We start from the raw sequence: 23,739 nt of genomic DNA on the forward strand, positions 1-23,739 counted from the left end.
GAACCGGCGCCACGGTGTTCGCCGTCCGTCCGAAGGCGGATGACCCGTCGCGCCAATATATTTGCGCCAATATTCTAACGCAAAGCGACCCGGCCCGTGCGGCCCAGCAATGCTTGTTTGCACTGGGCTCCCTGGCGAGTTTGCCGCGCAGAGGAGAAATTTTTTGACATACTTTTTTTGGATAACTAAATTAGTTCTGTTGCATGACCAGATTGAACTTATTTTCCGTTGGCATTGAACGCTTGGCGAAGCATGCCTCAGGCAGGCTCGCGGCGTCCGCCGGCGATCTTTCCTCCATGCCTTTCCGGCCTCATCCCCCTTCGCCTGTCTCCCGCTCCGAGGCCCAGTCTCTCGTACGCCCGGACGTTCTGCCCGCCGGCGAGCACCCGCTGCACTTGCGCGTCGAACTCCTCCTCTGACCGAGCCGCCTTTCCCGCCATGAAGAACACCACCGCCTCTGTGCCGGAAACGCCGATGAACCTGCGCAGCCCGGCCAGCCGCAGCCTGGCCTGGGTGCTCACCGCCACGCTGACCCTCAACCCGATGGCACCCGCGCTGGCCCAGATCACGGTGGCAAACGGCACGACCACGCTCGGCCAGGCCGGCAACGGCGTGCCGGTGGTCAACATCGCCGCGCCCAACGCACGCGGGCTGTCGCACAACCGCTTCACCGACTACAACGTCGGCAGCCAGGGGCTGATCCTCAACAACGCCACCGAGCGCACCCAGTCGACCCAACTCGGCGGGATCATCCTCGGCAACCCCAATCTGCAGGGCAAGGCCGCCGGGATGATCCTCAACGAGGTAACCGGCACCAACCCCAGCCAGTTGCGCGGCTACACCGAGGTGGCCGGGCAGGCCGCGCGGGTCATAGTCGCCAACCCCCACGGCATCAGCTGCGACGGCTGCGGTTTCATCAACACCCCGCGGGCGACCCTCTCCACTGGCCGGCCGATCCTCGAAGACGGGCGCCTGGATCACTTCGACGTGGATGGCGGGCAGATCGCCATCGAGGGGGCCGGGCTCAACGCCAGCAATATCGACCAGTTCGACCTGATCACCCGCAGCGCGCGGATCAACGCCGAGATTCACGCCAACCGGCTGAACATCGTCGCCGGGCGCAACCAGGTGGACGCCGACAGCCTGGCCGCTACCGCCAAGGCCGGCGCCGGCAGCGCGCAGCCCATGCTGGCCATCGACAGTTCGGCGCTGGGCGGCATGTACGCCGGCGCCATCCGCCTGGTGGGTACCGAGGCCGGGGTAGGGGTGAAGCTGGCCGGCGATCTGGCGGCCAGCGCCGGCGACATCCGCATCGATGCCAGCGGCAAGCTGAGCCTGGCGCAGACGGCTGCCGCTGGCGATCTGGCGCTCAAGGCCGGCGACCTGGATCTGACCGGCAAGACCTACGCCGGCGGCGAGGCCGAGATCGCCGCCCAGGGCCGGCTCGACGTGCGGCAGAGCCTGGCGGCGGCGGGCACGGTCACCTTGCAGGGGGCGCAGGTGGTCAACCAGGGGGTGGTCGAGGCGGGTGTCCAGCCGGACAACGGCCGCGCCGCTGCCGACCTGCGGGTCAGCGCCCAGCAACTGCGCAATGCCGGCACCTTGATCGGCAATGGTCAGCTCGACGTCAAGGTCGAGCAGAGCCTGGACAACCGTGGCGGCACCCTCAGCGGCAAGAGCCTGGCCCAGGTCGAGGCTGGGCATCTGGACAACCGCCAGGGCCGGGTGCTGGCCGAGCAACAGTTGAAGATCGACGGCACGCACCTCGACAACGCGGGGGGCCTGCTGCAAAGCCAGGGGAGCGTCGCGATCAGCGTGCGCGAGGCGCTCGACAACCGCCAGGGCGATATCCACAGCCATGGCGACCTCCAGCTCACGGCTGGGCGGCTGGACAACCGCGAGGATGGCCTGATCCTCAGTCAGACCCGTCTGGACGCCGCTATTGGCCAATTGGACAACCGTGGCGGTGTACTCAGTGGCAGGCAGGCGCTGAGCCTGAGCGCACAAGGGGTCGACAACCGCGACCAGGGGCTGATCAACAGCGCCGGCGCCCTCGCCCTCGACGCCGACCGGCTCGACTCCTCCAATCGGGGCGAAGTGTCCGCCAAGGGGACGCTCGCCGTGCGTGTGGGCGAACTGGTGCAGCACGGCGGCCAACTGATCGGCGAGGGCAGCGTCAGCCTCGACCTGCGGAGCGGCACCCTGGACAACCAGGGCGGCCTGATCGCTGCCGGGGAAGATCTGACCCTGAGCCAGGTCGGCGAACTGAGGAACGGCGGCGGCGAGCTGTCGAGTACGGGTGATATGGCCATTGCCGGCCGGCAACTGGACAACAGTCAAGGTGGCCGGTTGATTGCTGCAGGGCAACTGGCGCTCGATGTCGACTCGGTGGACAACTCGGGCGCTGGGCTGCTCTCTGGCTGGAGCGGCATTCGTATCGACGGCGCCAGTCTCGACAACCGCGACCAGGGCACCGTCTCCAGTCGTGACGGCGCGCTGGAGGTGAACCTCAGCGGCACGCTCGACAACAGTGGCGGCGGGGCGCTGGTCAGCCAGGGCGCCCAGCGCCTTCGGGCCGGCAGCCTGGACAACCATGGCCAGGGCATCCTCTCCAGCGAAACCGGCATCGACCTGAACATCGCCGGCACGCTGAACAACGCCAGCCAGGGCCTGATTAGCGCCCCGGATCTCAGCCTCGAGGCCGGTCAGGTGCTCAACCAGGACGGCCGGATCGTCTCGGCGGGTGATCTGCTGCTCAGCGGCGGCGGCCTCGACAACAGCGGCGGCAGCCTGACCGCCGCCCGAACCCTGAGCGCCAGCCTGAGCGGAACCCTGCGCAACAACAGCGCCGGTCAGCTCGCCAGCGGCGGGCCGCTGGTACTGAACCTGGGCAGCCTCGACAACCGTGGCGGGCAACTGGCCAGCCAGGGCCCGCTGGAACTGTTCGCCGCCAGCCTGGACAACACCCAAGGTGTCCTGGCCGGCCAGGGTGACATGACGCTGAAGCTCAGCGGTGCCCTGATCAACCGCGCCGAAGGACTGATCTACAGTCGCCAGGGCGGCCTGACGATCGAAGCGGACAGCCTGATCAACGATGCCGGCACCCTGCAGGCCAGGGGCCTGATCGATGTCGTCATCGAGGCGGCCGCGAGCAACCAGAGTGGGCGCATACTCAGCGAAAGCGGCGACCTCGAGCTGAGCGCCGAACGCCTGGACAACAGCAATGGTGGCATCCTTGCCAGTACCCTCGGTGGCATCAAGCTGGCCCTGGCCAGCCTGTTCGACAACCGTGGCGGCACCACCCAGGCCAAGCAGGATATCGACCTGAACACCACGGCTAACGGCCAGGTGCTCAATGCCGGCGGGCACCTCTCCGCCGTTGCGGGCAATGCCCGTATCCAGACCGGCACCTTCGACAACCAGGGCGGCGGCCTGTACGCCGGCAGCCTGCTCAACCTGTACGCCGGCAGCTTCGCCAACCAGGGCGCGGCCGCCGGCCAGGGCGGCAAGGTCGCGGCGCACAGCATCGACTTCAGTCTGAGTGGCGCGCTGAACAATGCCCATGGCCTGATCGAGGCCGGGGATGCCCTGCGCTTCGGCGCCGCCAGCCTGGACAACCGCCAGGGTGCCCTGCGTGCCTTGGGCCAGGGCGGCGAGAGCCGCCTGACCACCAGCGGTGCGTTGGACAACCGTGGCGGCCGCATCGAAGTGGCCAATAGCGACCTTGCCCTGACCCCCGGCAGCCTGCTCAATGCCGACGGTTCGATCCTGCACCTCGGCAGCGGCAACTTCGGCCTGGCCAGCAGCAGCCTGGTGCAGGCCGGTGGCACACTGATCAGCAACGGCGCCCTGAGCGTCAATGCGGCCACCTGGAACCACAGCGGCACCCTGCAGGCGCGCGAGCTGACCCTCGACGTCGGCACCTTCACCCAGAGCGCCAGCGGTCAGTTGCTGGCGACGCAGCGCCTGAGCGCCCGCGGCGGCGACTGGAGCAACGCCGGCCTGATCGCCAGCGACGGCAGCCTCGAGTTGACCCTGAGCGGTGCCTACGGCGGCAGCGGTCGCCTGACCAGCCTGGGCGACCTCAGCCTACAGGGCGCCAGCCTCGACCTGGCCGACGCCGGCAGCATCGCCGGTGGTGCGCTCAGCCAGTTGACCTTCAGCGGCCAGGCCGTCAACCGTGGCCAACTCACCGCCGACGGCGACCTCACCGTGCGCGCCGCCAGCCTGATCAACTCCGGCACCCTGGGCAGCGCCGAGAACCTTCGGCTGTATGCCCCGACCCTGCGCAACGAGAACGGCCTGATCTTCAGCGGCGGGGACATGGCGCTGCGGGTGAACAGCTTCACCAACCGGTTTGCGGATGTGTACAGCCTGGGGGCCATCGACCTGGCGCAGGACGACGAGGGCCATGCGGGCGCTCTACTGGAGAACATCTCCGCCACACTGGAGTCGGCAGGCGACCTCAGTCTGGCCGTCTCGCAGTTGATCAACCGCAAGGACGTCTTCGCCGTCGAGTATGAACAGGCCTCGGGGCAGATCAGCGTCAGATGCTACGACTGCGGCGGCGATCACCATAACGTGGACTACATTGCCAGGGAGGTCTTCGAGAGCCGAGTCGTCGAAGACTCTCCCAGTGCCCTGCTGCAAAGCGGGGCCGATCTGAACCTGGTGGTTGGCAGCCTGGAAAACCGCTACAGCACCATCGCCGCTGCCGGCGACCTGCGCATCGAGGCAGAGCGTCTGGATAACCAGGGCGCCGCCACCGGACAGAGCGTGCGAATCCGCACCTGGAATACCGGCCGGGTGACCGACGGCACCGATGAGCGTTTCCGCTACAACCACATCAACCCCTACAATGCCCAGGCCCTGCCCAAGGAGGTGCCCGTCGAAGCCCTGTCGCGTTTCACCCTGGTGAGTGACATCACCGAGGTCACGCCGACCGGGGTGGCAGCCGCGGCCATCATCCAGGCAGGTGGCGCCGTTTCCGTCACCGTTGCGGGTGCTGTGGACAACGGCGTCGTGCTGCAGCAAGCCGTGGCGAGCGGTTCGGAGCGGGAGGCAGGTACTGCCGTGCATGGCTCGACCCAGCCCGTGGTCGTCACCCTCAACCCCCAGCTACCGCCTGATCTTTCCCAGCAGCAGGTCAACCCGCTTGAGCTGCCAGGCTTCAGCCTGCCTGTCGGCGATAACGGCCTGTTCCGCCTGAGTGGCCAGGGAGGCGAGCAGCAATCCGCCAGCGCCGGTCATGGCGACAGCCTGCCGGCCCAGCAGTTGCAGCATGCCCAGGGCTCGCCCATCGCCTCCCGTCCGGCAGGTGCCCACCCGTACCTGATCGAAACCAACCCTGCGCTGACCGAGCTGGCCCACTTCCTGGGCTCGGACTACCTGCTGGCCAACCTCGGCTACGACCCGGACCAGGCGCAGAAACGCCTGGGCGACGGGCTGTACGAGCAGCGTCTGATCCGCGAAGCGGTGGTGGCGCGCACCGGTCAGCGCTACCTGGCCGGGCTGAGCAGCGACGAGGCGATGTACCGCTACCTGATGGACAACGCGGTGGCGAGCAAGGACGCGCTGAACCTGTCGGTGGGGGTGAGCCTGACGGCCGACCAGGTGGCCGCGCTCACGCACGACATCGTGTGGCTGGAAGCGTACGAAGTGAATGGGGAAGAAGTGCTGGTGCCGGTGCTCTATCTGGCCCAGGCCGAGGGCCGGCTGGCGGCCAACGGCGCGCTGATCCAGGGCCGTGACGTGACCCTGATCAGCGGCGGCGCACTGAACAACCAGGGCACCCTGCGCGCCAGCGGCGAGCTGGATCTGAGTGCCCAGCACATCGCCAACAGCGGGCTGATCGAAGCCGAGGAGCGCCTGCAACTGCTGGCCACCGAGAGCATCCGCAACGTCCAGGGCGGGATCATCAACGGGCGCGACGTCAGCCTGATCGCCGGGCAGGACATCCTCAACGCGCGTACGGTGACGAGCTATTCCGCCGAAGGGCGGGGTTTCAGCCAGTATGGCAGCCTGCTCGACAACGCGGCACAGATCGAGGCGAGGGGGGATCTCAGTCTGTCGGCGGGTCGCGATATCCAGAATACAGGGGGGGCGCTGAGCGCCGCTGGCAACGCCGAACTTCACGCCGGCAACGACCTGGTGATTAGCGCCGCGCAAGCGCAAGAAGGCCAGATGCGCCAGGACAAGCGTCATTTCTGGAGCGCAGGACAGACCACCCAGCATGCCGCCGACGTGACGGTGGGCGGTCACCTGGAGGCCGCTGCCGGGCGTGACCTTGCGGTGATCGCCAGCCGGGTGCAAGCCGGCGGGGACGCGTTCCTGCTGGCCGGCGGCGACCTGACGCTGTCGTCGGCGGCCGACGTCTCGCACACGGACTACCGCTACCGGAGCAGCCGCAAGAAGATCCACGATGAAAAGCTCAGCGTGCGCCAGCAGGCGGCCGAGGTGGAAGCGGGCGGCAACCTGCTGCTGGCGGCCGGTGAGGACCTGACGCTGGTGGCCAGCGCGGCGCAAGCCGGGGGCGAAGCCTACCTGTACGCCGGCGGCGAGGTGGCGCTGCTGGCTGCGGAGGATCTGAGTTACAGCCTCTACGACAAGAAGAAAAAGGGCAGCTTCGGTCGCAAGAAGATGCGCCGCGACGAAGTGACCGTGATCACCCAGGTGGGCAGCCAGGTGAGCGCGGGCGAAAGCGTCACGCTGGAAAGCGGCGGTGACCAGACCTACCAGGTGGCGAAGCTGACCAGCGGCGGGGATCTGACCCTGGACAGTGGCGGAGAGATCGCCTTCGAAGGGGTGATGGACCTGAAGCAGGAAAGCCACGAGAAGAGCAAGAGCAGTTGGGCGTGGACCTCGGCCAAGGGCAAGGGCAAGACGGACGAGACGCTGCGCCAGAGCGAACTGGTGGCCGGAGGTGAGCTGGCGATCCGTGCGGCGGGCCGGATCAGCATCGACATCAAGGAAGTCAATGCGCAGACGGTGAGCCAGACGATCGACGCGCTGGTGCAGGCGGACCCGCAGCTGGCGTGGCTGAAGGAGATGGAAGCGCGCGGGGACGTGGATTGGCAGCGCGTGAAGGAAGTGCACGACCAGTGGAAGTACAGCCATTCGGGCATGGGCCCGGGGCTTGCGCTGGTGGTGGCGATCGTGGTGGCGGCGGTGACCGGGCCGATGATGAGCACCTGGATCGGCTCGGGCGCGCCGGCCACCTCGGCGCTGACGGCGGCGCTCCCGGCCACGGCGACGGCGGCGGCGATCCCGGCGGGCTGGGCCAACGTGGCGCTGACGGCGGCCATGAGCTCGGCGGCGAGCAACATGGCGATCAACACGATCAACAGTGGCGGGGACCTGGGCGAAGCGTTCAAGCTGACCTTCTCGGGCGATGCCATGAAGGGCTATGCAAGCGCCGCAGTAATCGCCGGCTTAGGAGCGTATACGGATATGTGGGGCCGTACAACGACTGAAAGCGGCAACACGATACTGACCGATCTGCCCGAACGTGCAAAGGCCTATGCACTGAATACTGCCGTCAAAGGTGTGCTTACCGGTGCCAGCAGTTCTGAGGAGTGGGCGACCGTGGCTGGTATCGGACTGATGGGAGAGGCGTACCAATACTGGGTAGGTCGAGAATCGGACCTACGGCCCGGTGTGGACAGGCCAGAGGGAGCAAAATTTTTCCCCATTCCAGAAGACGGTTTCTTCCGTGTACCCACAGTTATCGTTGAGGGAGTTGTGCGCGAAGGGAAAAACATTGGGCTGAATGATGTTTGCACGTCAGCTTTATCTATTTGCCATGGAATGCCGATCAGCAATGCCTTGAATGCAGTTCCAGGATTCAATTCATTTGCTACGCTCCACGATACTTGGATGAATTGGTTGGATGTAAATAAAATGACAAATGTGGCGACGAATATTGGATCCATGCCTCCTGCGCTAATATTGAATTATGGCAGCCTTGCCAACCAATACTATTGGCTCAAGCCGACGGTCGATCAATCTAGAGAGAATGATAGATGAAAATCAAAAGAGGTATATCAATTTCACTGACTCTGGCATGTTTTTTTATGGTGAGTGGGTGTTATCATGGTTACTGGAAAGAAAGCAAGGATAGGTTGATTGGAACAAAATTCGATCCAAGTAAAAACCGGGATGAAACAGGGGGTGGATATAGATTTTTTGTTCCAAAAGGGGAGGGGGTTTACTATCGTGTGGATCAAGAACCACCCAATACTCGCTATTTCATCAAATGGACTCCACATTGCCGGTATTCGCTACTGGTCGATCCGAACGGTACGATCCTTTCTTGGCGCTTCGAAGATACGGAAAATCCTAGCCGGTCTTGTACCATTAGCTGAAAAAACAAAAGAGATGACAGATTTATTTTTGCTCCACCCGACGCTCTTTAAAATAGGTAGATGATGCTGCTTGGCCGGGTGTACAGATTGTGTGTTTGTATGGCATAAATTTTGATCCAGTGCTCCTTCAAATCTCCCACATGCCCCATTTTCTGTAGTTTGCGATGAACCTCCGTACTTCGGCCAGTCGCATCCTTGTCTGGGCGCTCAGCGCCACGCTGATCTTCAACCCCATGCATCCGGCCCTGGCCCGGATTGCTGCTTTTTCCGACCTTTCGCAGCAGCAGACCAGCCCGCTGCCCCCGTCCGAGTCCGGCGCGCCGAAGCCCCCGTACCTGATCGAGACGAACCCTGCGCTGACCGAACTGGCCAATTTCCTGGGCTCGGACTACCTGCTGGGTCTGCTGGGCGAGGATGGGGACACGTCCTGGCGGCGGCTGGGCGACGGGCTGTACGAGCAGCGTCTGATCCGCGAAGCGGTGGTGGCGCGTACCGGGCAGCGCTATCTGGCCGGGCTGGGCTCGGACGAAGCGATGTACCGCTACCTGATGGACAACGCGGTGGCGAGCAAGGACGCGCTGAACCTGTCGTTGGGGGTGAGCCTGACAGCCGAGCAGGTGGCCGCGCTCACGCACGACATCGTGTGGCTCGAAGCGTACGAAGTGAATGGGGAAGAAGTGCTGGTGCCGGTGCTGTACCTGGCGCAGGCCGAAGGCCGGCTGGGCCCGACCGGGGCGCTGATCCAGGGCCGGGACGTGACGCTGATCAGCGGCGGCGAACTTTCCAACCAGGGCACGCTGCGGGCGGTGGGCAGCCTGGATGCAGGTGCTGCGAGCTGGCGATCCGCGCGGCGGGCCGGATCAGCATCGACATCCCGGAAGTCAATGCGCAGACGGTGGGGCAGACCATCGACGCGCTGGTGCAGGCCGAACCGCAGTTGGCGTGGTTGAAGGAGATGGAAGCGCGCGGGGACGTGGATTGGCAGCGCGTGAAGGAAGTGCACGACAGCTTCAAGTACAGCCATTCGGGGCTGGGAGCGGGGCTGAGCCTGGTGGTGGCGATCGTGGCGGTGGCGGTGACCGGGCCGATGACGAGCACCTGGATCGGCTCGGGCGCGCAGGCCGGCTCGGCGCTGGCGGCAGCAGTGCCAGCCACGGCCACGGCGGCGGCGATCCCGGCGGGCTGGACGAACGTGGCGCTGACGGCGGCGGCGACCTCGGCGGCGAGCAACATGGCGATCAGCACGATCAACAACGGAGGGGACCTGGGCGCGGCGCTCAAGGAAACCGATGCGCTTAAGGGCTATGCGAGTGCAGCAGCAATCGCCGGCTTAGGGGCGTATACGGATATGTGGGGCCGTACAACGACTGAACGCGGCAACACGATACTGACCGATCTGCCCGAGCGTGCAAAGGCTTATGCACTGAATACCGCTGCCAAGGGGATTCTTACTGGCGCGAACAGTCCGGAAGAATGGGCGACGGTAGCCGGTATCGGACTAATGGGGGAAGCGTACCAATACTGGGTCGGTCGAGAAACGGACCTACGGCCCGGCGTAGACCGGTCAGAGGGGGCGAAATTTATTGCCATTCAAGAAGATGGTTTCTTCCGCGTACCCACGGTTGTCGTTGAGGGAGTCGTGCGTGAAGGGAAAATATTGGCTTCAATGATGTATGACTATTATCGTTTTCTATTTGCCACGGAACACCGATCAGCAACGCGTTGAATGCCGTGCCAGGATTCAACGCCTTTGGTACCTTACACGACACTTGGATGAATTGGATCGATGAAAGAGGGATAAGTAGTACCGCAATCAACCTTGGTAGCATGCCACCTGCAATAATAGTGAACTATGGCGGGACCGCCAATCGATATTACTGGCTCAAGACCACCATCGAACAAGCCAAGGTTCGAGAGGAAAAGAAATGAAGAGGCTGAATTTTTCGATGACCGTCGCGATGCTTTCCATTTTCTGCGTGGGATGCGTGTCGCATAGCATGTGGGTGGATGAAAGGGACAAAATGGTCGGCACAAAATTTGATCCATCTTGGAATGTTGGTATGGCAAGAATTGGAGTAATGAATAGATATAAGGCTTCTGTCCATCAGGATGATGAGGTTGCTTACTATCGTATGGACCAAGAATCACCCAACATCCGCTACTTCATCCAATGGACTCCTCATTGCCGGTATTCGTTGCTGGTCGACCCAAACGGTACGATCCTTTCATGGCGCTTCGAGGCTACGAAAGACCCTGGCCGGTCTTGTGTCATTCATTGAAGAAGACAAGGAGGTGCGGAAATGAAGCGCCTGCGTTTATGGGTTTCCCAGCTTCAACGCCTTCGGCACATTGCACGATACCCGGATGATTAGTAATGTCTTGAACACGGTCCCGGGATTCAATTCATTTGCTACGCTCCACGATACTTGGATGAATTGGCTGGATGTAGAAGAAATGACAAATGTGGCGACAAATATTGGATCCATGCCTCCTGCGATAATATTGAATTATGGCAGCCTTGCAAACCAATACTATTGGCTCAAGCCGAAGGTCGATAAATCTAGAGAGAATGATAGATGAAAATCAAAAGAGGTATATCAATTTCACTGACTCTGGCATGTTTTTTTATGGTGAGTGGGTGTTATCACGGTTACTGGAAAGAAAGCAAGGATAGGCTGATTGGAACAAAATTCGATCCAAATGAAATTCGGAATGAAACAGGGGATGTATATAGAGCTTTTGTTCCAAAAGGGGAGGCGATTTACTATCGTGTGGATCAAGAGCCGCCCAATACTCGCTACTTCATCAAGTGGACTTCACATTGCCGGTATTCGCTGCTGGTCGATCCGAACGGTACGATCCTTTCTTGGCGCTTCGAAGATACGGAAAGTCCTAGCCGGTCTTGTACCATTAGCTGAAAAAAACAAAAGAGATGGCAGATTTATTTTTGCTCCACCCGACGCTCTTTAAAATAGGTAGATGATGCTGCTTGGCCGGGTGTACAGATTGTGTGTTTGTATGGCATAAATTTTGATCCAGTGCTCCCTCAAATCTCCCACATGCCCCATTTTCTGTAGTTTGCGATGAACCTCCGTACTTCGGCCAGTCGCATCCTTGTCTGGGCGCTCAGCGCCACGCTGATCTTCAACCCCATGCATCCGGCCCTGGCCCGGATTGCTGCTTTTTCCGATCTTTCGAAGCAGCAGACCAGCCCGCTGCCCTCGTCCGAATCCAACGTGCCGAAACCCCCGTACGTGGTGGAAACCAACCCGGCGCTGACCGAGCTCAAGCAGTTCATGGGCTCGGACTACCTGCTGGCCAACCTCGGCTACGACCCGGACCAGGCGCAGAAACGCCTGGGCGACGGGCTGTACGAGCAGCGTCTGATCCGCGAAGCGGTGGTGGCGCGCACCGGTCAGCGCTACCTGGCCGGGCTGAGCAGCGACGAGGCGATGTACCGCTACCTGATGGACAACGCGGTGGCGAGCAAGGACGCGCTGAACCTGTCGGTGGGGGTGAGCCTGACGGCCGAGCAGGTGGCCGCGCTCACGCACGACATCGTGTGGCTCGAAGCGTATGAAGTGAATGGGGAAGAAGTGCTGGTGCCGGTGCTGTACCTGGCGCAGGCCGAAGGCCGGCTGGGCCCGACCGGGGCACTGATCCAGGGCAGCGACCTGGCGCTGATCGCCGGGGACACGCTCGCCAACCGGGGCACGCTGCGGGCCGACGGAAACCTCTCGGCCACGGCCGGTCAGGTGGTCAACAGCGGCCTCATGGAAGCGGGCGATCGGCTGTCGGTGCTGGCGGTCGACAGCGTGCTCAACACCCGGGGCGGCATCCTCGCGGGGCGCGACGTGGACGTCACCGCACTCAGCGGGGACCTGATCAACGAGCGCACGGTGACGGAATTCACCAGCCAAGCCAGCAGGCTGAGTTTCGCCCACAGCCAGGTTCCTGCCCAGCAGCCCGTCGGCCTTGCCGAGCAGGCGCTGGATTATTGCAAGAGCACACCGGAGCAGCGCGCCCCGCGTTTTGTCGAACAGACAGCAGAGGACGTACTGGCTGCGATGGAGCGAGGCACAACACAGGGCTGCCGCAGCTATCCGCTTGAAACATTTTGACCGCCGGTGATGGGGACCAAGGAAGCCACCTCCCCGCGAAATCAGCATCAAGTCGCACAAAATCTGTGCAAATCGCTGCTGCCTTACACTGTTTGCACTGCGCGCCTTGCCATCGGACGGCTTCGCACCTATCGTAGCCGGCTTCATTCTCCGCATCGCCACCGCCGTGTCCGCCCACAAACCCAAGCTCCGTTCGTTCTGGGACCGTGTTCGCCAGATCAGTCTGTTCGAGGTGGGCGGGCTGCTGCTGATCACTCCGCCGTTCGCCTGGGCGAGCGGCGTGCCGCTGGCCGAATCGGCCGGACTGCTGGCGATCATCGCGCTCATCGCCGCGCTGTGGAACGCCAGCTACAACACCTGTTTCGACTGGTTCGAAGGGCGTCTCACCGGGCGCACCGCCGACCGCCGGCCGGTGCGCCTGCGCGTGCTGCATGCCTTCGGTTTCGAGATCGGCCTGCTGATGATGAGCCTGCCGGTCATCATGGGGTGGACCGGCATGACCTGGCTGGAAGCGCTGATTGCCGACATCGGCCTGGCGGCGGCCTACGTGGCCTACGCCTTCGTCTTCAACCTGACCTACGACCGGGTGTTCCCTATCCACGTGGAGCCGCTGGATGTCGCGCGCCAGGCCGACTGAGCCGTGCGTGGGCGCGCCGCCGGCGTTCGAGCACGACGTGGCGCTCGACCGCCTGAACACCTTCGGCCTGCCGGCGCGTGCGGCGCGGCTGGTGCGCATCGATTCGGTGGCCGGCCTGCAGGCCCTGGTGCGCACCCCTGCGTGGCGGGATGAACCGCGCCGGCTGGTGCTCGGCGGCGGCAGCAACGTGGTGCTCACCGGGGATTTTCCCGGGCTGGTGCTCAAGGTCGAACTGCGCGGCCGCCGCCTGCTCGGCGAGGACGGCGACGCCTGGCTGGTGGAAGCCGGCGGCGGCGAGAATTGGCACGACTTCGTGTGCTGGACGCTGGCCGAGGGCTGTCCCGGGCTGGAGAACCTCGCGCTGATTCCCGGCACCGTCGGGGCCGCGCCGGTGCAGAACATCGGCGCCTACGGGCTGGAAATGGCCGAACGCTTCGCCGGGCTGGATGCGGTGGATCTGCACAGCGGCGAACTGCGCGCTTTCGATGCGGCCGCCTGCGCCTTCGGCTACCGCGACAGCGTGTTCCGCCGCCAGCCGGGGCGCTGGTTGATCGTCGCGGTGCGCTTCCGCCTGCCGCGCCGCTGGCGGGCCAACGCGGGGTATGCGGAGCTGGCGCGCGAACTGGCCGCCGCCGGGGTCGTCGATCCGGCGCCGGAGCAGGTGGCCAGGGCAGTCATCGCAGTGCGCCGGCGCAAGCTGCCCGACCCGGCGGAAACCGGCAATGCCGGCAGCTTCTTCAAGAATCCCGTGGTCGACGCCGAGCAGGCCGCCGCGCTCGCCGAGCGCTGGCCGGACCTGCCGCGCTATCCGCAGGCCGATGGCCGCTGCAAGCTGGCCGCCGGCTGGCTGATCGAGCGATGCGGCTGCAAGGCGCGCGATTTCGGCCCGGTGGGCTGCCACGCCAACCAGGCGCTGGTGCTGGTCAATCGCGGCGGTGCCACGGGGGCCGACGTGCGGCGTGCGGCCGAGGCCGTGCGCAGCGAGGTGAGGCGGTGCTTCGGCATCGATCTGGAGCCCGAACCGGTATTCGTATGAACGTGCCACAGTGCCGTGGTGCACGGTGTTGTTTCAGTGCGTCGTGCCCGGGAAGCGCGCATGATGATAAAATTTCGGCCCAGGCGTAGCAGGCGGCTGCCATCCTGGACGGCCCATGCCGAAATCTTGCGGGAGTATTCAATGCGCATCAGCTGGTCGCGGGCATGTACATCCTTCGTGCGTTACCTGACGGTCTTCGGGCTGGCAGCGGTCGCCACGACGGCGTCATCGGCTGATCGGGCCGCCGATCTGGTGAACAAGTCGCGTTCGGATGCGGCGCTCCAGGAGACCCTGGTGGCCGAGGGGCGCAAGGCGGCGTTCTTCTGTGCCAACTGTCATGGCGATGCGGGCATCAGCCGGTTCACCAACGTGCCCAATCTGGCCGGCCAGCATCCGGATTACGTGCTCACGCAGATCGAGGCCTTCCTCTCCGGCGCCCGCAAGGACGAATTCATGCAGGGCCTGATGCGCGTGCTCAACGAGCGCGAAAAGGCCGCCATCGCGCTGATGTATTCGTCGATGCCGGTCATCCCGGCCACCGAGCCCGGCCCGCGCGCCGCCAGCGGCGGCCAGCACTTCCAGCAGCTGTGCGCGCGCTGCCACCAGACCGATGCCCACGGCGGCAAGGACTTCCCCCGCCTGGCCGGCCAGCAGCCCGACTACCTGCGCCTCAGCCTGAAGCGCTACCTGACCATGTCGGGCGAGCGCTTCTACCCGCCGATGACCGCCGCCGTGGCGCAACTCGGCGCGCAGAACATCGACGCCATGGTCGAGTTCCTCTCCAGCCAGCCCTGATCCGCTCCACACCCGGCGCTGCCCGCGCCGGGCCACATCACGCTAGACTCGGGTTCCGCAAAACCCGAATCTTCGCGACCATGACCGACATCCTGCGCCGGGGCACCACCGCCCGCTATTCCGATTCCGTCACCCACGCCGGCGTGGTGTACCTCGTCGAGGTGCCCGCCAGCGAGGACAGCGACATCCGCCAGCAGACCCGCGAGACGCTGGCGAGCATCGAGCGCCAGCTCACCGAGGCCGGCTCCGGCAAGGGCCGCGTGCTGATGGCCACCATCTACCTGACCGACATGGCCGACTACGCCGGCATGAACGAGGTGTGGGATGCCTGGCTGCCGGCGGGCAGCGCACCCTCGCGCGCCTGCGTGCGGGTGGCCGGTCTGGCGCGCCCCGGCTGGCGGGTGGAGATTGCCTTGACCGCCGCGGTGGGCTGAGATACACGGCGACTGCTATTCCTTTCCCAATGTCCATGCGGGTTTCAAGGGCTTGATTTTTGCTGCGGAGCAGCGTGCGCTTCGTTAGAATCGAGTGTTTCCCTGCAGCAGCTGTGCCCGGTGCGCCAATGACCCAACGCCTGCGAGAGATCCCCTACAACTACACTTCGTTCTCCGACCGCGAGATCGTCATCCGCCTGCTCGGCGCGGAAGCCTGGGGGATGCTGGACGAACTGCGTGCCGAGCGGGTCACCGGGCGTTCCGCGCGCATGCTCTACGAGGTGCTGGGCGACATCTGGGTGGTGCGCCGCAACCCCTACCTGGAAGACGACCTGCTGGCCAACCGCGAGCGCCGCGAGGCGCTGATCGGCGCGCTGGTGCACCGCCTCAACGAGGTGGACAAGCGCCGCCAGGGCAATCAGCGGGTGACCTTCCTGCTCGGCCGCGCGCGCGAGGCGGTGGCCGACTTCGAGCGCTGGTTCTCCGACACTTCGCGCCGCCGCAAGGCCGTGCTGAAGACGCTGGGCCGCCACACCAAGCGCGACAACGTGTGCTTCGACGGCCATGCGCGCGTCAGCCACGTCACCGACGCCACCGACTGGCGGGTGGAATACCCCTTCGTGGTGCTCTACCCGGATACCGAGGAGGAGATGGCGCCGCTGGTGCGTGCCTGCATCGAGCTCGGCCTGACCATCATCCCGCGCGGCGGCGGCACCGGCTACACCGGCGGCGCGGTACCGCTGGATGCGAACTCGGTGGTGATCAACACCGAAAAGCTGATCACTCTCGGAACGGTCGAGGACATGGTGCTGCCCGACGCCGACGGCAAGCCCATGGCCTCGCCCTACGCCACCATCCGCACCGGCGCCGGCGTGGTCACCGAACGCGTGGCGGAAGCGGCCACGGCCGCCGGGCGGGTGTTCGCCGTCGACCCCACCTCGGCCAGCGCCTCCTGTGTGGGCGGCAACATCGCCATGAACGCCGGCGGCAAGAAGGCCGTGCTGTGGGGCACCGCGCTGGACAACCTGGCGTGGTGGAAGATGGTCACGCCGGACGGCAACTGGCTGGAGGTCGAGCGCCTCGACCACAACTTCGGCAAGATCCACGAGCAGCACACCGCGCGTTTCCGCCTGCGCCGCTTCGACGGCCTGAGCTACAAGCCGCTGGGCGAGGAAATCCTCTCCATGCCCGGCGCCTACTGCCGCAAGGACGGCCTGGGGAAGGACGTCACCGACAAGTTCCTCGGCGGCATTCCCGGGGTGCAGAAGGAAGGCACCGACGGGCTGATCGTCGCCGCGCGCTGGGTGCTGCACAAGATGCCGCCGATCACCCGCACGGTGTGCCTGGAGTTCTTCGGCCAGGTGCGCGAGGCGGTGCCGGCCATCGTCGAGATCACCGACTACTTCAAGCCGGGCGGCCCGGGCAACCTGGCCGGCGTGCTGCTGGCCGGCCTGGAGCACCTCGACGAACGCTACGTGAACGCCGTGGGCTACACCACCAAGGCCAAGCGCCACGGCCGTCCCAAGATGGTGCTGATCGGCGACATCGTCGGCTTCGACGAGGACGCGGTGATGCGCGCCGCTTCCGAGGTGGTGCGCATGACCAACGTGCGCGGCTCGGAAGGCTTCATCGCCGTGTCTCCCGAGCAGCGCAAGCGCTTCTGGCTGGAGCGCAGCCGCACCGCGGCCATCTCGCGCCACACCAACGCCTTCAAGATCAACGAGGACGTGGTGATTCCGCTGCCGCGCATGGGCGAGTACTGCGACGGCATCGAGCGCATCAACATCGAACTGTCGATCCAGAACAAGCTGGCGCTGTGCGACGCGCTGGCCGAATACCTGCAGGGCGACCTGCCGCTCGACCAGGGCGACGCGGAGATCGACCAGGACGTGTTCATCGGCGACCGCCGTCAGGCCGCGCTGGCTTATGTGGCCACGGTGCGCCGGCGCTGGCAGTGGCTGCTCGACCACCTCGACCTGCCGCTCGCCGAGGCCGAGGCGCAGTTCGCCGAATACGGCGTCGAGGCCGGCGAACTCTCCAACCGTGCCGCCGAGCCGCGTCTGTTCCACCGCCTGCAGGACTACTCCATCCGTGTGTCGTGGAAGGCCGAGCTGAAGCCGCGCCTGGACAAGATCTTCGAGGGCGTGGTGTTCCGCCAGGTGCTCGCGCGCATCGCCGCCATCCACAAGGAAGTGCTGCGCGGGCGCGTGTTCGTCGCCCTGCACATGCATGCCGGCGACGGCAACGTGCACACCAACATTCCGGTCAACTCCGACCACTACGAGATGCTGCAGACCGCCAACCGCGCGGTGGACCGCATCATGGCGCTGGCGCGCAGCCTGGACGGGGTAATCTCCGGCGAGCACGGCATCGGCATCACCAAGCTCGACTACCTCACCGAGGAAGAGATGGCGAGCTTCTGGTCCTACAAGGCCAGGGTGGACCCGGAGGGCCGCTTCAACCGCGGCAAGCTGATGCGCGGCGGCAACCTGGACAACGCCTACACGCCCAGCTTCAACCTGATGGGGCACGAATCCCTCATCATGGAGCAGACCGAGATCGGCGCCATCGCGCACGACATCAAGGACTGCCTGCGCTGCGGCAAGTGCAAGCCGGTGTGCTCCACTCACGTGCCGCGCGCCAACCTGCTGTACAGCCCGCGCAACAAGATCCTCAGCACCTCGCTGCTGGTCGAGGCCATGCTCTACGAGGAGCAGACCCGGCGCGGCGTCTCGCTGGCCCACTGGGCCGAGTTCGAGGACGTGGCCGACCACTGCACGGTGTGCCACAAGTGCGAGAAGCCCTGTCCGGTGGACATCGACTTCGGCGACGTCTCGGTGAAGATGCGCAACCTGCTCAGAAAGCAGGGCAAGAAGTCGTTCAACCCGGGCAAGGCCGCCGCGATGGCCTTCCTCACCGTCAAGGACCCGGCCACCATCAAGCTGATCCGCACCGGCATGATCGAGTGGGGCTACAAGGCGCAGCGCCTCGGCCACCGCGTCGGCAAGGCGCTCGGGCTGATCCAGCCGCAGCTCAAGGCGCCGCCGGCCACGCTGGGCAAGGCGCCGCTCAAGGCGCAGGTCATCCACTTCATCAACAAGCCCATGCCGGGCAACCTGCCCAAGAAGACCAGCCGCGCGCTGCTCGACATCGAGGACGACAAGGTCATCCCGGTGATCCGCGACCCGCGCCGCAACGGCGACGCCGAAGCGGTGTTCTACTTCCCCGGCTGCGGCTCGGAGCGCCTGTTCAGCCAGGTCGGCCTGGCCACCCAGGCCATGCTCTACCACGTCGGCGCGCAGACCGTGCTGCCCCCCGGCTACCTGTGCTGCGGCTACCCGCAGAGCGCCGCCGGCGAGGAAGACAAGGGCCAGAAGATCACCACCGACAACCGCGTGCTGTTCCACCGCGTGGCCAACACGCTGAACTACCTGGACATCAAGACGGTGATCGTGTCCTGCGGCACCTGCATGGACCAGCTGCAGAAGTACGAATTCGAGAAGATCTTCCCCGGCTGCCGGCTGCTCGACATCCACGAGTACCTGATGGAGAAGGGCGTGAAGCTGGAAGGCGTGGACGGCGTGAAGTACATGTACCACGAACCCTGCCACACGCCGATGAAGGTGCATGCCGGCATCAAGGTGGCCAACGAGCTGATGGGCACGCGGGTGGATCTGTCCGACCGCTGCTGCGGCGAATCCGGCACCCTGGCGGTGGCGCGCCCCGACATCTCCACCCAGGTGCGCTTCCGCAAGCAGGAAGAGATCGAGAAGGGCGCGGCCAGGCTGCGCGGCGACGATCCGACGGCCCGTGTGAAGCTGCTCACCTCCTGCCCGAGCTGCCTGCAGGGCATGCACCGCTACGCTAACGACGCCGGCGGCGTGGAGCCCGACTACATCGTCGTGGAACTGGCCCGCCACCTGCTCGGCGAGAACTGGCTGCCCGACTACGTCGCCCAGGCCAACAGCGGCGGCATCGAGCGCGTGCTGCTCTGATCCGCGGCCCGGCCCCCGCCCCGGTTACGGTGCGGGGGCCTTTTTGCTAGGATTGCATCCCATGCGCCGCACCCACGTTTCCTTCGTCCGCTATTACGCCTACCGCACATCACGGCGGTAGGGTTGCGCGCATCCCGGTCCGCCCAAGGCGGACGGGTCGGATGGATCGGCAGTTTTCCTTGGGCTTTTCGCCCCTTGTTCTCAGGAGACTGCCATGCCCCACCACGATCTTGCCGATGTCCTCCACCTCCTGGAGGAACGCGGCTTCATCCACCAGAGCACCGATCACGAAGGCCTGCGGCAGGCCTTGGCTCGCGGTGCGCTGAGCGCCTACATCGGTTTCGACGCCACCGCCGACAGCCTGCACGTCGGCCACCTGCAGGGCCTGATGCTGATGCGCTGGCTGCAGCGCGCCGGGCATCGCCCGATCCTGCTCATCGGCGGCGCCACGACGCGTATCGGTGATCCGAGCTTCCGCGACCAGAGCCGGCCGATGCTCGACGAGCCGACCATTGCCGCCAACATTCGCGGCATCCGCAGCGCGTTCGCGCGCTACCTGCGCCTGGACGACGGCCCGGGCGGCGCCCGGGTGGTCGACAACGCCGAATGGCTCGACGGGCTGGGCTACCTCGAATTCCTCAACCGGGTGGGCCGGCACTTCAGCGTCAATCGCCTGCTGAGCTTCGATGCGGTGCGCACGCGCATCGAGCACTCGCTGTCCTTCCAGGAATTCGGCTACACGCTGTTGCAGGCCTTCGACTTCACCGAGCTGGCCCGGCGCCACGGCTGCACGCTGCAGGTCGGCGGGGCCGACCAGTGGGCCAACATCATCAACGGCGTCGAATTGTCCAGGCGCCAGGGGGGCCTTCCGCTGTACGGCCTGACCATGCCGCTGCTGGTCACCGCCGACGGCCGCAAGATGGGCAAGTCCGCGCAAGGTGCGGTATGGCTCAACGCCGAACGCCTGTCCCCATTCGATTTCTGGCAGTTCTGGCGCAATGCGGACGACCGCGACGTGGCCCGCTTTCTCGCGCTGTTCACCGAACTGCCGATAGTGGAGGTGCGCCGCCTCGGCGCATTGCAGGGGGCGGAATTGAACGAGGCCAAGATCATCCTGGCGACCGAAGCCACGCGTCTGGCCCATGGCGCGGATGCCGCTGCGGCGGCGGAGCGGGCCGCCAGGGGCGTGTTCGGCGGCGCCGGCGAGGACGACGATGAAGGCCTGGCGGTACTCGCCGTCGGCAAGGCGCGTGTCGCGCTCGGCGTCACCTTTGCCGAGCTTGCGGTGGAGGGCGGGCTGGCGTCATCGCGCAGTTCGGCGCGCCGGCTGGCGGCCGGCGGCGGCCTGCGCCTGAACGGCCAGCCGGTGGAGCGCGCGGAGGACTGCCTGCCGCCGGACGGGATGGAGTGGCGCCTGTCAGCCGGGCGCAAGCAGCATCTGCGCGTGATTGTCACTGGCGACTGAAGCGGCGGTGCACAGGGCGGCGCTCGTCCGCCCGTCCGCGCTCAGTGTCCGGCGGGCGCGTCCGGATGCAGGCGCGCCCACAGCTTGCCCATCGCCTCCGCCGCGCCCAGGCGCAGGCGGTGGGTGACCAGGCCGCTCACCTCGCTGTCGCCCGGATTGATTTCCACGCTCGGGATACCTTCCTGGCGAGCCCACCAGACCGGTCCGGCGATGTAGGGGAACACGCTGGTGGTGCCGATGGAGAGCACCAGATCGACGCCTGCGGCGAGCACCCGTTCGAGCCGCTGGATGCCCTGCTCGGGCAGCATCTCGCCGAACAGCACCACGTCCGGACGCAGCAGCCCGCCGCATACCGGGCAGGCGGGCGGGATGTCCAGTCCGGTGAAGTCGGCCACGTCGCGCTCGTGCGGGCATTCCGTGCAGCACAGGTGGTGCACGGTGCCGTGGATCTCGATGAGCTTTTGCGAGCCGGCGGCGCGGTGCAGGCCGTCGACGTTCTGGGTGAGCACCCACAGGGCGGATTTCTCCTGCTCCAGCGCGGCGATCAGGCGGTGCGCGGCGTTCGGCCCGGCGCCCCGGCAGTTGCTTTCCAGCTCGGCGATGTAGCGCCAGCAGATGTCCGGGCGACGGGCCATCATCTCGCCGGACAGGGCCTGCTCGATGGTCAGCCCCTCGCCGGTCAGGCGCTCGTGGTACAGGCCGCCGATGCCGCGGTAGGTGGGCAGGCCGGAATCGGCGGAGATGCCCGCGCCGGTGATGATCAGGATGCGTTGGGCCTCGGCCAGCAGGCCGGCCACGGCGTCCAGGGTGGTGTCTTGGTTCATGCCGCTTCGGTGTCGACCAGGCAATCGTAGAAACAGGCGCCGCCGCCCAGATCGGTGAGCGCGTCGCTGGTCACCGCGTTGACGTTGTGGCCGTCGTCGGAAAGCTTCTGCCACCAGATCGACGGACAGACCACCACGCCGGGGCGGATGCGTTCGGTGACCACCGCGCTGGCGTGGAAGGCGCCACGGGTGTTGAACACGCGCACGCGCTGGCCGTCCGCGAGGCCGCGTGCGGCGGCGTCCTGTGGATGGATTTCCAGCTTCGGGCCGCCCTCGCCCTTGAGAAAGCGCGGCAGGTTGGCGAAGCTGCTGTTGAGGAAGTTGCGCGCCGGCGGGCTGATCAGCGCGAGCGGGTAGCGCGCGGCGAGGGCCGGATTGCTCGGCGCCGATTCGCGCGGCGGATGCCAGGCCGGCAGCGGGTCCAGCCCCTGCTCGGCGAGGCGCTGCGAGTAGAACTCGCATTTGCCCGAAGGAGTGGGGAAGCCACCCGCGGCGAAGGGCACGAAGGGGCTGGGCAGGTCGAGGCGTGCCCAGCCGCGTTCGGCGAAGCCCTCGGCCAGCCCGCGTGCGCGCGGATCGCCAGGCAGGAAGGCGCTGGCGGCGATGGCTTCGTCGTCCTCGCACAGCGCCGGGTCGTCGAAGCCCAGGCGCCGGGCCAGGCGGCGGAACACTTCGCTGTTGGGCAGCGCTTCGTCCAGCGGGGCGATGGCCGGGCGGTTGGTCAGCGCGTAGAGGTGGCCGTAGGCGGTGTGGAGGTCGTGGTGCTCGAGCTGGCTGGTGGCCGGCAGCAGGATGTCGGCGTAGTCGGCGGTGTCGGTCTGGAACAGCTCGTGTACCACGCAGAACAGATCCTCGCGCGCGAAGCCGGCGCGTACGCGGTTGCCGTCCGGGGCCACGGCGAGCGGGTTCGAATTGTAGACGTAGATGGCGCGGATCGGCGGGTCGTCGGCTTCCAGCAGGGCGCGGCCGATGGCGCTCATGTTGATGGTGCGCGGCGGAAAGCGTGCGGGCTCGGGGTAGAGGTCGGGGCGTTCGAGTGTGGCGCGGTCCACCGGGAAGTTGCCGGAGGCGGACAGCAGCGCGCCGCAGCCCGGCTTGCGCCAGGCGCCGGTGAGCGCGGGCAGGCAGGCCACGTTGCGCACCGCCATGCCGCCGCCGGCGTGGCGGTTGAGGCCGTAGTTGAGGCGGATCAGGCTGTCGTGACCGGCCTCGCCATAGTCGCGCGCCAGCTGGCGGATGGTGTCGGCGGGCAGGCCGACGAAGGGCGCGGCCCATTCCGGCGTGAAACCGCGCACGTGCTGGGCGAGTTCGGTGAAGCCCAGGGTATGGCGGGCGATGTAGTCGTGGTCGAGGCGGTCCTCGGCGATCAGCACCTGCATCATCGCCAGCGCCAGCGCGCCGTCGCTGCCGGGCAGCGGGGCGAGGTGCAGGTCGCACTTTTCTGCCGTCTGCGTGCGCCATGGGTCGATGCACACCAGGCGCGCGCCGCGCCGTTTCGCTTCCAGCAGGTGACGCCAGCCGTGCAGGTTGGAGACTACCGGGTTGGCGCCCCAGATGAGGATCAGGCGGGCTTCGGCCACGGCCTCGGGGTCGGCGCCCTGGGCGGCGCCCACGGTGGCCTTCCAGCCGGCCCCACCGGCGCTGGAGCAGATCGTGCGGTCGAGCAGCGATGCGCCCAGGCGGTGGAAGAAGCGCCGGTCCATGCCGGCGCTGTGCACCAGGCCCATGGTGCCGGCGAAGGAGTAGGGCAGGATGGCGCGCGGGTCGTCGGCGGCGATTTCGGCGAAGCGGGTGGCGATGGTGTCCAGCGCTTCGTCCCAGGAGATGCGCGCGAAGCGCCCTTCGCCCTTGCGGCCGATGCGCTTCATCGGATGGCGCAGGCGTTCCGGGGAATACACGCGTTCCAGGTAGTGGGCCACCTTGGTGCACAGCGCGCCATGGGTGAACGGCATGTCGGCCGCGCCGCGTACCTTCACCGCGCGGCCGTCGGCCACGGTGATTTCCATCGCGCAGGTGTCCGGGCAGTCGTGCGGACAGGCGGCGCGCACCACGCGGTTTTCTTGCATTGC

General features: G+C 65.9%; 15 protein-coding genes. 13 read left to right on the forward strand and 2 right to left on the reverse strand.

What is annotated here, in order from left to right:
* The first annotated feature begins 438 nt into the window (after window positions 1-438).
* From E6C76_RS16205 to tyrS, 13 genes are all read left to right on the forward strand, one after another.
* On the forward strand, window positions 439-8,025 hold the full coding sequence (locus E6C76_RS16205) for a two-partner secretion domain-containing protein (protein WP_211090251.1): 7,587 nt from the start codon (window positions 439-441) through the stop codon (window positions 8,023-8,025).
* Between the two features lie 99 nt (window positions 8,026-8,124).
* Window positions 8,125-8,427: a hypothetical protein gene (locus E6C76_RS16210; protein ID WP_136349295.1), complete on the forward strand. Its 303-nt coding sequence runs from the start codon at window positions 8,125-8,127 to the stop codon at window positions 8,425-8,427.
* Window positions 8,428-8,527: 100 nt separating this feature from the next.
* Entirely contained in the window at window positions 8,528-9,313 is a 786-nt protein-coding gene (locus E6C76_RS22640; protein ID WP_331000021.1) for an S-layer family protein, read from the forward strand.
* Window positions 9,259-10,089 carry a DUF637 domain-containing protein gene (locus E6C76_RS22290; protein WP_211090252.1) on the forward strand — a complete coding sequence of 277 codons (831 nt, stop codon included), beginning with the start codon at window positions 9,259-9,261 and terminating at the stop codon, window positions 10,087-10,089. Before E6C76_RS22640 ends, E6C76_RS22290 begins: the two co-directional genes overlap by 55 nt.
* Before the next feature lie 199 nt (window positions 10,090-10,288).
* Window positions 10,289-10,642 carry a hypothetical protein gene (locus tag E6C76_RS16220; protein ID WP_136349296.1) on the forward strand — a complete coding sequence of 118 codons (354 nt, stop codon included), beginning with the start codon at window positions 10,289-10,291 and terminating at the stop codon, window positions 10,640-10,642.
* Between the two features lie 297 nt (window positions 10,643-10,939).
* Window positions 10,940-11,281: a hypothetical protein gene (locus E6C76_RS16225; RefSeq protein ID WP_136349297.1), complete on the forward strand. Its 342-nt coding sequence runs from the start codon at window positions 10,940-10,942 to the stop codon at window positions 11,279-11,281.
* Between the two features lie 165 nt (window positions 11,282-11,446).
* On the forward strand, window positions 11,447-12,484 hold the full coding sequence (locus tag E6C76_RS22100; RefSeq protein ID WP_211090253.1) for an S-layer family protein: 1,038 nt from the start codon (window positions 11,447-11,449) through the stop codon (window positions 12,482-12,484).
* Window positions 12,485-12,650: 166 nt separating this feature from the next.
* Window positions 12,651-13,121, forward strand: coding sequence for a PACE efflux transporter (locus tag E6C76_RS16235; RefSeq protein ID WP_136349298.1), 471 nt, complete (start codon window positions 12,651-12,653; stop codon window positions 13,119-13,121).
* On the forward strand, window positions 13,099-14,157 hold the full coding sequence (murB, locus tag E6C76_RS16240) for a UDP-N-acetylmuramate dehydrogenase (protein WP_136349299.1): 1,059 nt from the start codon (window positions 13,099-13,101) through the stop codon (window positions 14,155-14,157). The genes E6C76_RS16235 and murB overlap by 23 nt, the downstream gene beginning before the upstream one ends.
* A gap of 141 nt (window positions 14,158-14,298) precedes the next feature.
* Window positions 14,299-14,952: a c-type cytochrome gene (locus E6C76_RS16245; protein WP_136349300.1), complete on the forward strand. Its 654-nt coding sequence runs from the start codon at window positions 14,299-14,301 to the stop codon at window positions 14,950-14,952.
* Between the two features lie 80 nt (window positions 14,953-15,032).
* Entirely contained in the window at window positions 15,033-15,386 is a 354-nt protein-coding gene (locus tag E6C76_RS16250) for a RidA family protein (protein WP_136349301.1), read from the forward strand.
* A 128-nt stretch (window positions 15,387-15,514) separates the two neighbouring features.
* Window positions 15,515-19,381, forward strand: a complete 3,867-nt coding sequence (locus E6C76_RS16255) for a DUF3683 domain-containing protein (RefSeq protein WP_136349302.1) — start codon at window positions 15,515-15,517, stop codon at window positions 19,379-19,381.
* A 214-nt stretch (window positions 19,382-19,595) separates the two neighbouring features.
* Entirely contained in the window at window positions 19,596-20,846 is a 1,251-nt protein-coding gene (gene tyrS / locus E6C76_RS16260) for a tyrosine--tRNA ligase (protein ID WP_136349303.1), read from the forward strand.
* 41 nt (window positions 20,847-20,887) lie between these two features.
* Here tyrS and E6C76_RS16265 read toward each other — a convergent pair whose 3' ends face one another.
* Together E6C76_RS16265 and E6C76_RS16270 are read right to left on the reverse strand one after the other, a co-directional pair.
* Window positions 20,888-21,670 carry an NAD-dependent deacylase gene (locus E6C76_RS16265; RefSeq protein WP_136349304.1) on the reverse strand — a complete coding sequence of 261 codons (783 nt, stop codon included), beginning with the start codon at window positions 21,668-21,670 and terminating at the stop codon, window positions 20,888-20,890.
* Window positions 21,667-23,736 (reverse strand): molybdopterin-containing oxidoreductase family protein, encoded by a 2,070-nt coding sequence (locus E6C76_RS16270; protein ID WP_136349305.1) that lies wholly within the window; start codon window positions 23,734-23,736, stop codon window positions 21,667-21,669. The genes E6C76_RS16265 and E6C76_RS16270 overlap by 4 nt, the downstream gene beginning before the upstream one ends.
* Between the last annotated feature and the right edge of the window lie 3 nt (window positions 23,737-23,739).

It is taken from the genome of Pseudothauera nasutitermitis, assembly GCF_004801295.1.
Taxonomy (GTDB): domain Bacteria; phylum Pseudomonadota; class Gammaproteobacteria; order Burkholderiales; family Rhodocyclaceae; genus Pseudothauera; species Pseudothauera nasutitermitis.

What these genes read in the sequence shown, in the direction of transcription:
- E6C76_RS16205 (WP_211090251.1), top strand. Translation starts at nt 439, where the DNA reads ATGAAGAACACCACCGCCTCTGTGCCGGAAACGCCGATGAACCTGCGC.
- E6C76_RS22640 (WP_331000021.1), top strand. Translation starts at nt 8,528, where the DNA reads ATGAACCTCCGTACTTCGGCCAGTCGCATCCTTGTCTGGGCGCTCAGC.
- E6C76_RS16220 (WP_136349296.1), top strand. Translation starts at nt 10,289, where the DNA reads ATGAAGAGGCTGAATTTTTCGATGACCGTCGCGATGCTTTCCATTTTC.
- E6C76_RS16225 (WP_136349297.1), top strand. Translation starts at nt 10,940, where the DNA reads ATGAAAATCAAAAGAGGTATATCAATTTCACTGACTCTGGCATGTTTT.
- E6C76_RS22100 (WP_211090253.1), top strand. Translation starts at nt 11,447, where the DNA reads ATGAACCTCCGTACTTCGGCCAGTCGCATCCTTGTCTGGGCGCTCAGC.
- murB (WP_136349299.1), top strand. Translation starts at nt 13,099, where the DNA reads ATGTCGCGCGCCAGGCCGACTGAGCCGTGCGTGGGCGCGCCGCCGGCG.
- E6C76_RS16245 (WP_136349300.1), top strand. Translation starts at nt 14,299, where the DNA reads ATGCGCATCAGCTGGTCGCGGGCATGTACATCCTTCGTGCGTTACCTG.
- E6C76_RS16250 (WP_136349301.1), top strand. Translation starts at nt 15,033, where the DNA reads ATGACCGACATCCTGCGCCGGGGCACCACCGCCCGCTATTCCGATTCC.
- E6C76_RS16255 (WP_136349302.1), top strand. Translation starts at nt 15,515, where the DNA reads ATGACCCAACGCCTGCGAGAGATCCCCTACAACTACACTTCGTTCTCC.
- tyrS (WP_136349303.1), top strand. Translation starts at nt 19,596, where the DNA reads ATGCCCCACCACGATCTTGCCGATGTCCTCCACCTCCTGGAGGAACGC.
- E6C76_RS16265 (WP_136349304.1), bottom strand. Translation starts at nt 21,670, where the DNA reads ATGAACCAAGACACCACCCTGGACGCCGTGGCCGGCCTGCTGGCCGAG.
- E6C76_RS16270 (WP_136349305.1), bottom strand. Translation starts at nt 23,736, where the DNA reads ATGCAAGAAAACCGCGTGGTGCGCGCCGCCTGTCCGCACGACTGCCCG.